General features: G+C 65.0%; 10 protein-coding genes. 5 read left to right on the top strand and 5 right to left on the bottom strand.

Annotation, left to right across the window (positions count from 1 at the left end):
• Window positions 1-167: 167 nt before the first annotated feature.
• The gene (mutS, locus tag ACTEK7_RS15095) at window positions 168-2,939 is read left to right on the top strand and encodes a DNA mismatch repair protein MutS (protein WP_474808864.1); all 2,772 of its coding nucleotides are present in this window, start codon (window positions 168-170) and stop codon (window positions 2,937-2,939) included.
• 120 nt (window positions 2,940-3,059) lie between these two features.
• Here the strand turns inward: mutS and ACTEK7_RS15090 are convergent, their stop codons facing one another.
• From ACTEK7_RS15090 to ACTEK7_RS15080, 3 genes are all read right to left on the bottom strand, one after another.
• Window positions 3,060-4,736, bottom strand: coding sequence for a methyl-accepting chemotaxis protein (locus ACTEK7_RS15090; RefSeq protein ID WP_225148428.1), 1,677 nt, complete (start codon window positions 4,734-4,736; stop codon window positions 3,060-3,062).
• Between the two features lie 363 nt (window positions 4,737-5,099).
• Window positions 5,100-5,909 (bottom strand): hypothetical protein, encoded by an 810-nt coding sequence (locus ACTEK7_RS15085; protein WP_225148429.1) that lies wholly within the window; start codon window positions 5,907-5,909, stop codon window positions 5,100-5,102.
• Window positions 5,910-6,093: 184 nt separating this feature from the next.
• Entirely contained in the window at window positions 6,094-6,603 is a 510-nt protein-coding gene (locus ACTEK7_RS15080; protein ID WP_036002314.1) for an OsmC family protein, read from the bottom strand.
• 242 nt (window positions 6,604-6,845) lie between these two features.
• On the opposite strand from ACTEK7_RS15080, the gene ACTEK7_RS15075 reads away from it, so the two are divergent.
• Both ACTEK7_RS15075 and ACTEK7_RS15070 read left to right on the top strand, forming a co-directional pair.
• Window positions 6,846-9,635: a [protein-PII] uridylyltransferase gene (locus tag ACTEK7_RS15075; RefSeq protein WP_225148430.1), complete on the top strand. Its 2,790-nt coding sequence runs from the start codon at window positions 6,846-6,848 to the stop codon at window positions 9,633-9,635.
• 33 nt (window positions 9,636-9,668) lie between these two features.
• A complete protein-coding gene (locus ACTEK7_RS15070) occupies window positions 9,669-9,854 on the top strand; it encodes a hypothetical protein (protein WP_036023964.1) in 186 nt (61 codons plus the stop codon).
• A gap of 8 nt (window positions 9,855-9,862) precedes the next feature.
• On the opposite strand, the gene ACTEK7_RS15065 is transcribed toward ACTEK7_RS15070, so the two are convergent.
• Entirely contained in the window at window positions 9,863-10,393 is a 531-nt protein-coding gene (locus ACTEK7_RS15065) for a methylated-DNA--[protein]-cysteine S-methyltransferase (protein WP_036023966.1), read from the bottom strand.
• A 72-nt stretch (window positions 10,394-10,465) separates the two neighbouring features.
• On the opposite strand from ACTEK7_RS15065, the gene ACTEK7_RS15060 reads away from it, so the two are divergent.
• On the top strand, window positions 10,466-10,849 hold the full coding sequence (locus ACTEK7_RS15060) for a DUF1304 domain-containing protein (protein WP_081492917.1): 384 nt from the start codon (window positions 10,466-10,468) through the stop codon (window positions 10,847-10,849).
• Between the two features lie 134 nt (window positions 10,850-10,983).
• Window positions 10,984-12,207: an ABC transporter substrate-binding protein gene (locus ACTEK7_RS15055; protein ID WP_225148431.1), complete on the top strand. Its 1,224-nt coding sequence runs from the start codon at window positions 10,984-10,986 to the stop codon at window positions 12,205-12,207.
• Window positions 12,208-12,336: 129 nt separating this feature from the next.
• Here the strand turns inward: ACTEK7_RS15055 and ACTEK7_RS15050 are convergent, their stop codons facing one another.
• The gene (locus tag ACTEK7_RS15050) at window positions 12,337-12,762 is read right to left on the bottom strand and encodes a DUF1330 domain-containing protein (protein WP_225148432.1); all 426 of its coding nucleotides are present in this window, start codon (window positions 12,760-12,762) and stop codon (window positions 12,337-12,339) included.
• Between the last annotated feature and the right edge of the window lie 163 nt (window positions 12,763-12,925).

Below are 12,925 nucleotides of genomic sequence, written 5' to 3'. Positions count from 1 at the left end.
CGTGACGTGCGGCCCGATGGATTCGGGCCTGCGCCGTTCCGGCGCATCCCGGAATGACGGCAAAAAATGTGGCAGCCGCATGCGCTACACGGACAACGTGGAAAACCTTCGCTTCCCCGGCAAAGCAAATAGGAGCAGGTGCCGAAATTTTGTAGGTTGCGCCGCCCATGACGATGCAACAGCCGATACAAGTTCCGCCCGCCGATGACACGCCCGCGCCGCAGGCCGAGGCTGCCGCGCGCGTCACGCCGATGATGGAGCAGTATCTGGAGATCAAGGCGGCGCATCAGGGCTTGCTGCTGTTCTACCGGATGGGCGACTTCTACGAGCTGTTCTTCGAGGATGCCGAGATCGCCTCGAGGACGCTCGGCATCGTCCTGACCAAGCGCGGCAAGCACCAGGGCGCGGATATCCCAATGTGCGGCGTACCGGTCGAGCGCTCAGAGGATTATCTGCATCGTCTCATCAGCGCCGGGCATCGCGTCGCGGTCTGCGAGCAGACCGAGGATCCTGCCGCGGCGAAAGCGCGCGGCAACAAGAGCGTGGTACGCCGCGGCGTGGTGCGGCTGGTGACGCCGGGCACGCTGACCGAGGACACACTGCTGGATGCGCGCGCCAATAATTACCTGCTGGCGATCGCGCGCGCCCGCTCGTCCGCCGGCGGCGACCGCTTCGGCCTTGCCTGGATCGACATCTCGACGGCCGAATTCATGGTCACCGAGGTCTCGGGCGGCGAGCTCGCCGCGACGCTGGCGCGCATCAACCCGAACGAGGCGATCGTCACCGACGCGCTCTTTGGCGACAACGAGCTCGGCCAGACCTTGCGCGAGCTGCCGGCCGTGACGCCGCTGACCCGCGACGTCTTCGACGGCGCCACCGCGGAGAAGCGGCTCTGCGACTACTTTGCCGTCGCGACCATGGACGGGCTCGCGCAGCTGACGCGCCTGGAGGCCACCGCCGCGGCGGCCGCCGTCACCTATGTCGACCGCACCCAGGTCGGCAAGCATCCGCCGCTGTCGCCGCCCGCGCGCGAAGCCTCGGGCGCGACCATGGCGATCGACCCGGCGACGCGCGCCAATCTCGAGCTGACGCGCACGCTCGCCGGCGAACGCCGCGGCTCGCTGCTCGACGCCATCGACTGCACCGTGACTTCGGCAGGCTCCCGCCTGCTGGCGCAGCGTCTGGCCGCGCCGCTGACCGATGCGCCCGCCATCGCCCGGCGGCTGGACGCGGTCAGCGCTTTCGTGGCCGATCCCGCCGCGCGCGAGGACATCCGCAGCATCCTGCGCGGCGCGCCCGACATGTCGCGCGCTCTGGCCAGACTCTCGGTCGGCCGCGGCGGGCCGCGCGACCTCGCCGGCATCCGCGACGGCATCATCGCCGCCGACCAGGTGCTGACGCGGCTCTCCGAACTGGATCAGCCGCCGCAGGAAATCGCGGCGGTGATGGCAGCGCTGCAGCGGCCGTCGCGCGCCCTCGCAGCCGAGTTCGCCAGCGCGCTCGACGAGCAGCTGCCGCTGATCAAGCGCGACGGCGGCTTCGTGCGCCAGGGCTACGAGCCGGCGCTCGACGAAGCGCGCAACCTGCGCGATGCCTCGCGCCTCGTGGTCGCCTCGATGCAGGCGCGCTACGCCGATGCGACCTCCGTCAAGGGTCTCAAGATCCGGCACAACAACGTGCTCGGCTATTTCGTCGAGGTCACCGCCCAGCACGGCGACAAGCTGATGTCGCCGCCGCTGAACGCGACCTTCATCCATCGCCAGACGCTGGCGGGACAGGTGCGCTTCACCACCGCCGAGTTAGGGGAGATCGAGGCCAAGATCGCCAATGCCGGCGACCGCGCGCTCGGCCTCGAGCTCGAGATCTTCGAGCGGCTCTGCGGCAAGGCGCTCGCGATTAGCGACGATCTGCGCGCCGCGGCGCAAGGCTTTGCGCTGCTCGACGTCGCGACGTCACTGGCCAAGCTCGCCGTGGACGAGAACTATGTGCGGCCCGAGGTCGACGGTTCGCTCAGCTTTGCGATCGAGGCCGGCCGCCACCCCGTGGTCGAGCAGGCGCTCAAGCGCAACGGCGAGCCGTTCATCGCCAATGCCTGCGACCTGTCGCCTGTGCCCCCACCCTACCCTCCCCCGCGGGCGGGGGAGGGAGGGGTGGGGGCAGGCCAGCTCTGGCTGCTCACCGGTCCCAACATGGCCGGTAAATCGACCTTCCTGCGCCAGAACGCGCTGATCGCCTTGATGGCCCAGATCGGCAGCTTCGTGCCGGCGACGCGCGCGCGGATCGGCATCGTCGACCGCCTGTTCTCGCGCGTCGGCGCCGCCGATGATCTCGCCCGCGGCCGCTCCACCTTCATGGTGGAGATGGTCGAGACCGCGGCGATCCTGAACCAGGCCGGCGAGCGCTCGCTCGTCATCCTGGATGAGATCGGCCGCGGCACCGCGACCTTCGACGGCCTCTCGATCGCCTGGGCCGCGATCGAGCATCTGCACGAGAGCAACCGCTGCCGAACCTTGTTCGCGACGCATTATCACGAGCTGACCGCGCTCGCGGCGAAACTGCCGCGGATGTTCAACGCCACGGTGCGGGTGAAGGAATGGCAGGGCAACGTCGTGTTCCTGCACGAGGTGCTGCCGGGCTCGGCCGACCGCTCCTACGGCATCCAGGTGGCGAAACTCGCCGGCCTGCCGCCGGCGGTGATCACGCGCGCCAAATCGGTGCTGTCCAAGCTGGAGGCGCAGGACCGCGGCCAGACCGCGCGAGCCCTGGTGGACGATCTGCCGCTGTTCGCTGTCCCTTCGCGCGCCGCCGTTGAAGCCGCGCCGCCGAGCGAAGCGGAGCTGCTGATGGAGGCGGTGAAGGCGCTGCACCCCGACGAGATGTCGCCGCGCGAGGCGCTCGATGCTCTGTATGCGCTGAAGGCGAAACTGCCGAAGCAGTGACGGTGCCGTAGGGTGGGCGAAGCGGAGCGTGCCCACTGCTCCATGAAGCGATCGGGGAGAGATGGTGGGCACGGCGCGCAAAGAGCGCACCTTTGCCCACCCTGCAATTCCGAGCCCGGCCTAGCCCCGCGCCGCGATCGCCGCGGCTTCCGCGGCGGCGCGCTGCATGCTGGTCGACATCTCGTTGGTCACCGTGCTCTGCTCCTCGATCGCGGCGGCCGTCGAGGTCACGTACTCGCTGACATTGTTGATCGCCTGCTTGATCGAGCCGAGCGCGCTGACGACGTCGCCGGAGATGCTGTTGAGGCTGCCGATCTCCTGGCCGATCTTGTCGGTCGCCTGCTTGGCCTGGTTGGCGAGGCTCTTGACCTCGGAAGCGACCACCGCGAAGCCGCGGCCGGCCTCGCCCGCGCGCGCCGATTCGATCGTGGCGTTGAGCGCGAGCAGGTTGATCTGCCCAGTGATGTTGTTGATCATCTCGACGATGCCGCTCATCGCCTGCGCGGCCTCGGTGAGGCGCTGGGCCTGCGCGTCGGCGGCGCCGACCTGCTCGACCGCGCCCATCGCGGTCTCGCGCGACTTGGTCATGGCCTCGGAGATCTCCCGCACCGAGGCGTTGAGCTCCTCCGAGCCGGCGGCGACCGATTCCATCATGCCCCGCACGCGCTCGTTGCCCATGCGGACCAGGACCTGCTTGGTGACGTCGGTGGCGTATTTCACGACCTTGAACGGCTTACCGTTGAGGTCGAGGATCGGATTGTAGGAGGCCTGGATGTAGACCTCCTTGCCGCCCTTGCCGATGCGCTTGTACTCCGCCGCCTGGTACTCGCCACGATTGAGCGCGGCCCAGAACTCGCGATAGCCGGCACCGTCGCGCTCGGAGGGCTCGACGAACATGCTGTGGTGGCGGCCCTTGATCTCGGCCAGCGAATAGCCGAGCGCGCCGAGGAAGTTGGCGTTGGCGGTGATGATCGTGCCGTCCATGTTGAACTCGATCACGGCCTGGGCCTTGTCGATCGCCGCGATCTGGCCGGCGAGATCGGCATTCTTCAGCTTCTCCGCGGTGACGTCGGTCGCGAACTTGACCACGCCGTACGGCTTGCCGTTTTCGTCGAGCAACGGATTGTAGGAGGCAAGGATCCAGACCTCGCGGCCGCCCTTGCCGATCCGCTTGAACTCGCCGGCTTGGTATTCGCCGCGGTTGAGCGCGGCCCAGAATTCGCGATAGGCCGGGCTGTTTCGGTCGGCCTCGGCCACGAACAGGCTGTGATGCTTGCCCTTGATCTCGTCGAGCGAATAGCCGAGCGCCTTGCAGAAATTCTCGTTGGCCGAGACGATGATGCCGTCGAGCTTGAACTCGATGACGGCCTGGGCGCGGCTGATGGCAGCGATCTTGGAGGCGTCCGTCATGCTGCGGATCTTCTTCGCGGTGATGTCGGTCGCAATCTTGGCGACCATCACCGTCTTGCCGTTGCCGTCGAGCACCGGATTGTAGGATGCTTCGATCCAGACCTCGCGGCCGTCTTTCGCGATCCGCTTGAACTCGCGCGCCTGATACTCGCCACGGTTCAATGCAGCCCAGAACGCCTTGTACTCGGCGCTGTCGCGCTGGTCGGCCGGCACGAACATCGAGTGATGCTTGCCCTGGATCTCCTCGAGCCGGTAGCCGAGTGCGTCGAGAAAATTCTTGTTGGCCGTGATGATCGTCCCATCAAGATTGAATTCGATCATCGCCTGCGAACGACCGATGGCATCGAGCCGCGATTGTGCATCAGTGTGGGATTTACGGCCGAACATCAGGAAATCTCCATCTCGAATTGAGCCGAAGGGGGATATGCTCGTCAGTGTCGAGGAACTGATCGTGCAGCAGTGCTGACATATTCCAATCTGCGTCTCCCCCAGATCCGATTGGAAGGTCCGTCGCGATGGTCGGACAGCAACGAAGCGGGCGAGCAGCATGATTCTTTACGGCAAAAGCTCGAACAAACTTCTAATTTTACTGTCGGGAATTCGACGGGGGTAATGTCAGCGCGAGGAGCCGCTGTAGCTCACACCGGAACAGTACGGCAGGACTTGAAATGATGGCGCTCATTCAACGGTTTGATCTGAGCGGGCTACATCGGCTTCGCGCGACGTCGCGTCGCGCATATCCGTCGTCTCTCACGGCATCGGCCGCGCACGACGCAAGGCGCGCCGTCCAAGTCCCCACAGCGTCAGATTCCAGGCCATGCAGGTTGAGAGCGCGAGGCACAGGCCGGCGACGGAGCCGAACCACACGACTGCAACGTGCAGGACCGCAATGGCCATGCCAAATCCGAGCAGGCCCCAGGCGGAGTTGGCGAGCACGGCAGCAGTCGGCGGTCCACCGATGCGCGGATGCAGGATGACCATGATGCTGGAGAACACCACGGGAAAGAGTGCAATGATGCCGCTGATGCGCGGGCCGACCCAACTCGATGTCGAAACCACGATGGCGACAAGGGTCGCAACCAGCGCAGCGCGCATCGGCACATCGTACCAGCGGCGCGTCACCAGCGGCATCTTCGCATGGCGATAGCGCGCGAGCAGTGGAATGCAGATCCCGAATGCAATGAGGTTGGCGGCGAGCCCCGCCATGAGCGACCAGTCGAACTGGCGGATGATCGAGGCCATCCCGATCCATACCGCGAAAGCGCTTCCGCAACTCACCACGAGAGTGTGCCGCTGCGACAGCACAACGTAAGTGAGGCACATCAAGATCGTTGCCGCATTGACCGGCAGGCTCGCCAGCGCGCCCTGGGCGACGAACGCGGCGTCATGATCGATCGCAAGGAAGACGTAGGACGGCCCGGCCGAGACCGGCAGGGTCGCGATCAGCGCGCCGATCACCGGTCCGGAGCGCTCGGTGATGATCGACGCCGTCACCACGAACGCCGCCGCGATCGCCATGCGCAGGAGCAGGAAGAGGAGGAAGTGGAGGTCGAGGGACATTTTATCTGTCATTCCGGGGCGCGCGAAGCGCGAGCCCGGAATCCATAACCACAGGCCATGGTGGCTTAAGAGCTAGGAGCAACGACCGTCCGAAAATCCCGACGGCCGGGGATTATGGGTCCCGGGCTCGCGCCAAGCGGCGCGCCCCGGGACGACACCAATCGGTGGAATGACGACCTGCGTCTTACATCCTTTGCATCGACACCGAAACCTTCGGGCCGTTCTTGATGGTCTGATAGACCACGCAATACCGCTCGGTGAGCTTGAGCAGCAGATCGAGCTTGTCCTGCGGCGCTGACGTGTCGACCTCGAAGCGCAGGCGGATCTCGGCGAAGCCGACCGGGGTCTCCTTGTCGATGCCGAGCGTGCCGCGGAAATCGAGATCGCCCTCGGCATAGACGTTGCCGGTCTTCAAGGGCACCTCGATCGCGGTCGCGACCGATTTCAGCGTGACGCCGGCACAGGCGACCAGGGCTTCGAGCAGCATGTCGCCGGAGCAAAGCTCGAGGCCGGAACCGCCTGTGCCCGGATGCAGGCCGGCCATCGCGATAGCGCGGCCGGTCTCGACCTTGCACGCAATGCCTTCGCTATCGGTGGAGCCCTTGGCCTTCAGCGTGATCAGCGCAGCCTTGGGATCGGTCTTGTAGCGCTCCTTGATCGGGGCCTGCATCTGGCGCAGCTCTGCAGCGTCCATCTTGTTCTCTCCCGGGGATATCGACGAGCGGTATAGAGCGCGATTGGTTTGGTGTCAGCCCATGATTGGTGGAGGCAGTCATGACCAGCCGGGCCCCAAGAGAAAAATCTAAGCACATTCATGACGTTACCCCAGGCGCCGATACCGGTATCGAAGCCGATTCATCTGCGTGGCGAAACTCGCCGGTCGTCCCTTGCGAATGTCTCGTGACAGCGCCTGTCACCTCTTATATCCGGTAAGACATGGACAGCGTCGCAACTGAGCAGAAGCCGCAGGTGGACGAGCGCTTCGATACCGCGCGGATCACCGCCGCGGTCGATGCGCTTGCCGAGAAGCACGAGGGGCGCGAGGACGCGTTCCGCACGGCGATGGCGCTATTGCTCAAGGCGGAGCTGATCGCGGCGCGCGCCGCCGCCCAGGCGACCCTTCTGAAGGACCGCCACGGCCGCCGCTGCGCCGAGCGGCTGTGCCACGTGCAGGACGAGATCATTCGCATCCTGTATTCGGCCGCGACGCGCCATCTCTACCGCTCGCCGATCCCGAGCGGCGCCGAGCGCATGGCGGTGGTGGCGACCGGCGGCTACGGCCGCGGCCTGATGGCGCCGGAATCGGACATCGATCTGCTCTTCATCCTGCCCTACAAGCAGACCGCCTGGGGCGAGCAGGTCGCCGAAGCCATTCTCTATTGCCTCTGGGACATGGGGCTGAAGGTCGGCCACGCCACGCGCTCGGTCGACGAATCGATCCGGCAGGCGCGCGGCGACATGACCATCCGCACCGCGATCCTGGAGACGCGCTTCCTCACCGGCGACAAGCCGCTCTATGACGAGCTGGTCGAGCGCTTCGACAAGGAGGTGGTGCAGGGCACCGCGTCCGAATTCGTCACCGCAAAGCTCGCCGAGCGCGAGGAGCGCCACCGCCGCGGCGGCCAGTCGCGTTATCTGGTCGAGCCCAACGTCAAGGACGGCAAGGGGGCCTTGCGCGACCTGCACACACTGTTCTGGATCGCCAAATACGTCTACCGCGTCCGCGACACCCACGAGCTGGTCGGGCGCGGCGTGTTCGACGCGCAGGAATATCGCACCTTCCGCCGCTGCGCCGACTTCCTCTGGTCGGTGCGCTGCAATCTGCATTTCTACTCTGGTCGCGCCGAGGAGCGCCTCTCCTTCGATCTCCAGCGCGAGATCGCGATACGTCTCGGCTACACCTCGCATCCGGGCATGCAGGACGTCGAGCGCTTCATGAAGCACTACTTCCTGGTCGCCAAGGAAGTCGGCAACCTCACCGCCATCCTCTGCGCCAAGCTCGAGGACCAGCAGGCCAAGCCCGCGCCGGTGCTGAGCCGGGTGATGGCGCGGCTGCGACCGAGCGCAGTGAAGCGGCGCGTCCCCGACAGCGACGACTTCATCGTCGACAACAACCGCATCAATGTTGCCGCGCCCGACGTGTTCAAGCACGACCCGGTCAATCTGATCCGCATCTTCCGCCTCGCGCAGAAGAACAACCTTGCCTTCCATCCGGATGCGATGCGCGACGTGACGCGCTCGCTCGGCCTGATCAATGCGGGCTTGCGCGAAAATCCCGAGGCCAACCGGCTGTTCATGGAGATCCTGACCTCGGACAATGCCGAGATCGTGCTGCGGCGGATGAACGAGACCGGCGTGCTCGGTCACTTCATCCGCGCCTTCGGCAAGATCGTCTCGATGATGCAGTTCAACATGTATCATCACTACACCGTCGACGAGCACCTGATCCGCTGCATCGGCTTCCTCCAGGACATCGAGCGCGGCGGCATCGAGGAGTTCGCGCTGGCGAGCGACCTGTTCCGCAAGATCCGGCCCGAGCACCGCGCGGTGATCTACATCGCAACGCTGCTGCACGACGTCGCCAAGGGCCGTCCCGAGGACCACTCCATCGCCGGCGCCAAGGTGGCGCGGCGGCTCTGCCCGCGGCTCGGCTTCAGCCCGGCCGACACCGAGCTCGTGGCCTGGCTGATCGAGGAGCACCTGACGATGTCCACGGTCGCGCAATCGCGCGACCTCTCCGATCGCAAGACCATCGAGAATTTCGCTGCCGTGGTGCAGTCTGTGGAGCAGATGAAGCTCTTGACCATCCTGACCACCGCCGACATCCGCGGGGTCGGCCCTGGCGTGTGGAACGGCTGGAAGGCGCAGCTCTTGCGCTCGCTATACTACGAGACCGAGCCGGTGCTGACCGGCGGCTTCTCAGAGGTCGACCGCGGCAAGCGCCTCGCCGCTGCGCACGCCGAATTCCGCGTGGCCTTCGCCGAATGGCCGAACGACGAGCTCGACGCCTATATCGGCCGGCACTATCCGGCCTACTGGCTCAAGGTCGAGCTGCCGCGCAAGATCCGGCACGCCCGCTTCGTCCGCTCCAGCGAGCAGGCCGGCCACAAGCTCGCGATCAATGTCGGTTTCGACGAGGTGCGCGGCGTCACCGAGCTGACGATCTTCGCCGCCGACCATCCCTGGCTGCTGTCGATCATCGCGGGCGCCTGCGCCTCGGCCGGCGCCAACATCGTCGACGCCCAGATCTACACCACGACCGACGGCCGCGCGCTCGACACCATCTCGATCTCGCGCGAGTACGACCGCGACGAGGACGAGGGACGGCGCGCCACGCGCATCGGCGAGATGATCGAGGACGTGCTGGAGGGCAAGCTGCGCCTGCCGGAAGTGGTGGCGCGGCGCACCGTGCGCAGCAAGGCGAAGCCTTTCGTGATCGAACCAGAGGTGACGATCAACAACCAATGGTCCGATCGCTACACCGTGATCGAGGTCTCCGGGCTCGACCGGCCCGGCCTGCTCTACGAGCTGACCACCGCGATCTCCAAGCTCAATCTCAACATCGCCTCGGCCCATGTCGCGACCTTCGGCGAGCGCGCGCGCGACGTGTTCTACGTCACCGACCTGCTGGGCGCCCAGATCAACGCGCCGACGCGCCAGGCCGCGATCAAGAGCGCGCTGACCCATGTGATGGCCGGCGACAAGGCGGTGCAGCCGGCGGCTTGAACCAGCCTCGCAATCCCAAAAGGCTCAGCCGCAATGACTGATTACCTTCCGGTCGAATCTTACATAATCCAGCGCCTCGAACAGGGCGGATGGCGTGTGATCGAACGGCGCGCTGACCTAACAGACATTCCGATCGCCGACTTTGTTTCGCTTCGAGACGCAGAGGAATGGGTTGACTGGAAACAGGGGGATCCGCGCATTAACCCGAACAGCATCTGAGCTGCGCGTCAAATCTCCACCCCCTCGTGCCGCAGCAGCCATCTCTTCCGCTCGAGGCCACCACCATACTTCACCAGCGAACCGTCCGCTCCGATCAGGCGATGGCACGGGAGCACCACACTGATCGGATTTGAGCCGTTGGCGTGGCCGACGGCTCGTATCGCCCTGGGCATGTCGATCTTCGCGGCGAGCGCGCCGTAACTCATCGTGGTGCCGGCGGGGATCTGCGCGAGCGCGGTCCAGACTTTTTGCTGGAACGGCGTGCCGGCGATACGCCATGCGATGCTCTGGAGCTGACCGAGATCACCGTCGAAATAGCGCGAGAGTGCGGTCCGCATGTCCGACGGCGCAGGCTGATCACGCAGATCCACTGTGCCATAGTGCAGGCGCAGCAGATCGCGCATGCGGTGCTCATAGTCTTCCCAGTCGAGCGCGCGCAGCTTGCCCTCGGCATCGGTGACGAGCAGCGCAATCCCGATCGGCGTCGCCAGGTGGTCGAGACCGAAGCGTTCAGGCACCTTGGTTGATCGAGCGGACATTGCGGCACCAGCAATCGAAACACATCGATCGCACTTGCCACGGCGGCCGTGCTAACGTCCACCCGAAAGCTGATGCTTTTGGGGGAGCTCGCCTTGATCCTGATCGCCAATATCCTGGTGGCGCTGGTCGCGGCGCTGCACGTCTTCTTCCTCGTCCTGGAGATGTTTCTCTGGGACAAGCCGCTGGGCCTGAAGGTGTTTCGGAATTCGCCCGAGAAGGCCGAGATCACCAGGGTGCTGGCCGCCAATCAGGGTCTCTATAACGGCTTCCTCGCGGCCGGCCTGGTCTGGGGCCTGTTCCACGGCAACCCGGCCTTCGCATTCCAGATCAAGGTGTTCTTCCTGCTCTGCGTGATCGTGGCCGGCGCCTATGGCGCGGCGACCGTCAGCACGCGGATCCTGATCGTGCAGGCGCTGCCGGCGGCAATCGCGCTGATTGCGATGTTTCTCGCCTGAGACGCTACGGCGCGGCGCCGCGATCCTTGCGCTGCGGCGAAGCTTCCTCCACAATCTTCGGCAGCGATGGCGACCGTTGCAATCAACGGAGAAAGACCATCGACCTAAAATTCCGTCAGGAGGAACGAACCAACATGAACAATCGCAGAGCCTTCCTAGCTGCCACGGCGGCGTTCGCCGTCGCAGTCTCGACCAGCCAGGCCCTCGCCCAGAAGAAATACGACACCGGCGCAAGCGACACCGAGATCAAGATTGGCCAGACCGTGCCGTTCTCCGGCGCCTATTCGGTCTACGCCAATATCGGCAAGACCCAGGCCGCATATTTCAGGATGATCAACGATCAGGGCGGCATCAACGGCCGCAAGATCAACCTGATCCAGTATGACGACGCCTATTCGCCGCCGAAGACCGTCGAGCAGGTGCGCAAGCTGGTCGAGGGCGACGAGGTCCTGTTCACCTTTCAGCTGATCGGCACAGCCGCGAACGCCGCCGTGCAGAAGTACCTCAACGGCAAGAAGGTACCTCAGCTGCTGGCCTCGACCGGCGCCGCGCGCTTCAACGATCCGCAGAACTATCCTTGGACCATCGCTTACAATCCCAACTATGTGTCCGAGGGGCGGATCTACGCAAAATACATTCTCGCCAATCACCCCAACGCCAAGATCGGCGTGCTCTACCAGAACGACGACATGGGCCGCGACTATCTTGCCGGCCTCAAGAGCGGCCTCGGCGACAAGGCCAACATGATCGTCGGCGAGGTGTCGTATGAGGTGACCGACCCCACCGTCGACTCGCAGGTGGTGAAGCTGAAGTCGATGGGCGTCGACCTGTTCTATAACGCCTCGACGCCGAAATTCGCGGCGCAGGCGATTAAGAAGCTTGCCGATCTCGGCTGGACGCCGGTGCACATCCTCGACATCAATGCGAGCCCGATTTCGGCGACGCTGAAGCCGGCAGGCCTCGACATCTCCAAGGGCATCATCTCGACCAATTACGGCAAGGAGCCGAGCGACCCGCAGTGGAAGGACGATCCCGGCGTGAAGGCTTTCTTCGCTTTCATGGACAAGTATTTCCCGGAAGGTGACAAGCTCAACACCATCAACACCTACGCCTATTCGGTCGCCGAGCTCTTGGTGCAGGTCTTGAAGCAATGCGGCGACGATCTGACGCGTGCGAACATCATGAAGCAGGCCACCAATATCAAGGGCTACACGCCGAGCCTGGCGCTGCCCGGCATCAAGATCAACACCGGGCCGAACGACTACCGCGTCAACAAGCAGATGCAGATGATGAAGTTCAACGGCGAGCGCTGGGAGCTGTTCGGACCGATCATCGAGGACACCGGCCCGTCGGGCTAGAACGCATCTGCCTCTGCGACGTCATGCCCGGGCTTGTCCCGGGCATCCACGTTCTTGGGGCGTCAAGGAAGCCGTGGATGGCCGGGTCAAGCCCGGCCATGACGATCGAGAGAGCCTCCTACTTGGCGTTCAGGTCGGTATCTCTCCAAAGTTCTTCCCGACCGGCAGCACGGCGTGCCGGATCAGCCGCGAATCCTCCACCGCGGCCTGGCGGTGCTTCACCGCCTCACGATAGACGGGGTCGCGGATCATCTCGACGAAGGCGGCGACGGTTGGATATTCGGCGATGAAGCAATGGTCCCAGCGTTCCTCCTGCGGGCCGATCAGCATCAGCTCGAATTTGCCCTGCCAGACGATGCGGCCGCCGAGCCGTTCGAACACCGGGCCGCTTTCGCGGCCATAGACCGCATAGGCTTCCGCGCCGCTCGCCTTGCGGCCGTCGGGATAGGCCGCCTCTTTGCGCAGGCGCACCAGGTTGAGCATGTGGATCGGGCCCGGCCGATCGTTCTCCCGGAATTGCGCGAAGATCTCCTTGGTCGGATCGATATGGCCCATGGCGCTCCCTCATCTTATTGATACGAGCGATCCTAGCCTTGCGGCCCCGGAAGCGGAACTGCGGCCGGCGAATGCCGCATCTCCTAATCGTGCGTTAACGCCGGGGTAACCCGGCCTTAAACAGCGACCGCTAGCGTCTCGGCGGGGCGGGCTGACCGGGCGT

It is taken from the genome of Bradyrhizobium sp. JHI2711 (assembly GCF_056156565.1).
Note: the sequence above shows the minus strand (reverse complement) of the source record. Positions and strands in the feature narration are given on the sequence as shown.

What these genes read in the sequence shown, in the direction of transcription:
- mutS (WP_474808864.1), top strand. Translation starts at nt 168, where the DNA reads ATGACGATGCAACAGCCGATACAAGTTCCGCCCGCCGATGACACGCCC.
- ACTEK7_RS15090 (WP_225148428.1), bottom strand. Translation starts at nt 4,736, where the DNA reads ATGTTCGGCCGTAAATCCCACACTGATGCACAATCGCGGCTCGATGCC.
- ACTEK7_RS15085 (WP_225148429.1), bottom strand. Translation starts at nt 5,909, where the DNA reads ATGTCCCTCGACCTCCACTTCCTCCTCTTCCTGCTCCTGCGCATGGCG.
- ACTEK7_RS15080 (WP_036002314.1), bottom strand. Translation starts at nt 6,603, where the DNA reads ATGGACGCTGCAGAGCTGCGCCAGATGCAGGCCCCGATCAAGGAGCGC.
- ACTEK7_RS15075 (WP_225148430.1), top strand. Translation starts at nt 6,846, where the DNA reads ATGGACAGCGTCGCAACTGAGCAGAAGCCGCAGGTGGACGAGCGCTTC.
- ACTEK7_RS15070 (WP_036023964.1), top strand. Translation starts at nt 9,669, where the DNA reads ATGACTGATTACCTTCCGGTCGAATCTTACATAATCCAGCGCCTCGAA.
- ACTEK7_RS15065 (WP_036023966.1), bottom strand. Translation starts at nt 10,393, where the DNA reads ATGTCCGCTCGATCAACCAAGGTGCCTGAACGCTTCGGTCTCGACCAC.
- ACTEK7_RS15060 (WP_081492917.1), top strand. Translation starts at nt 10,466, where the DNA reads ATGCTTTTGGGGGAGCTCGCCTTGATCCTGATCGCCAATATCCTGGTG.
- ACTEK7_RS15055 (WP_225148431.1), top strand. Translation starts at nt 10,984, where the DNA reads ATGAACAATCGCAGAGCCTTCCTAGCTGCCACGGCGGCGTTCGCCGTC.
- ACTEK7_RS15050 (WP_225148432.1), bottom strand. Translation starts at nt 12,762, where the DNA reads ATGGGCCATATCGATCCGACCAAGGAGATCTTCGCGCAATTCCGGGAG.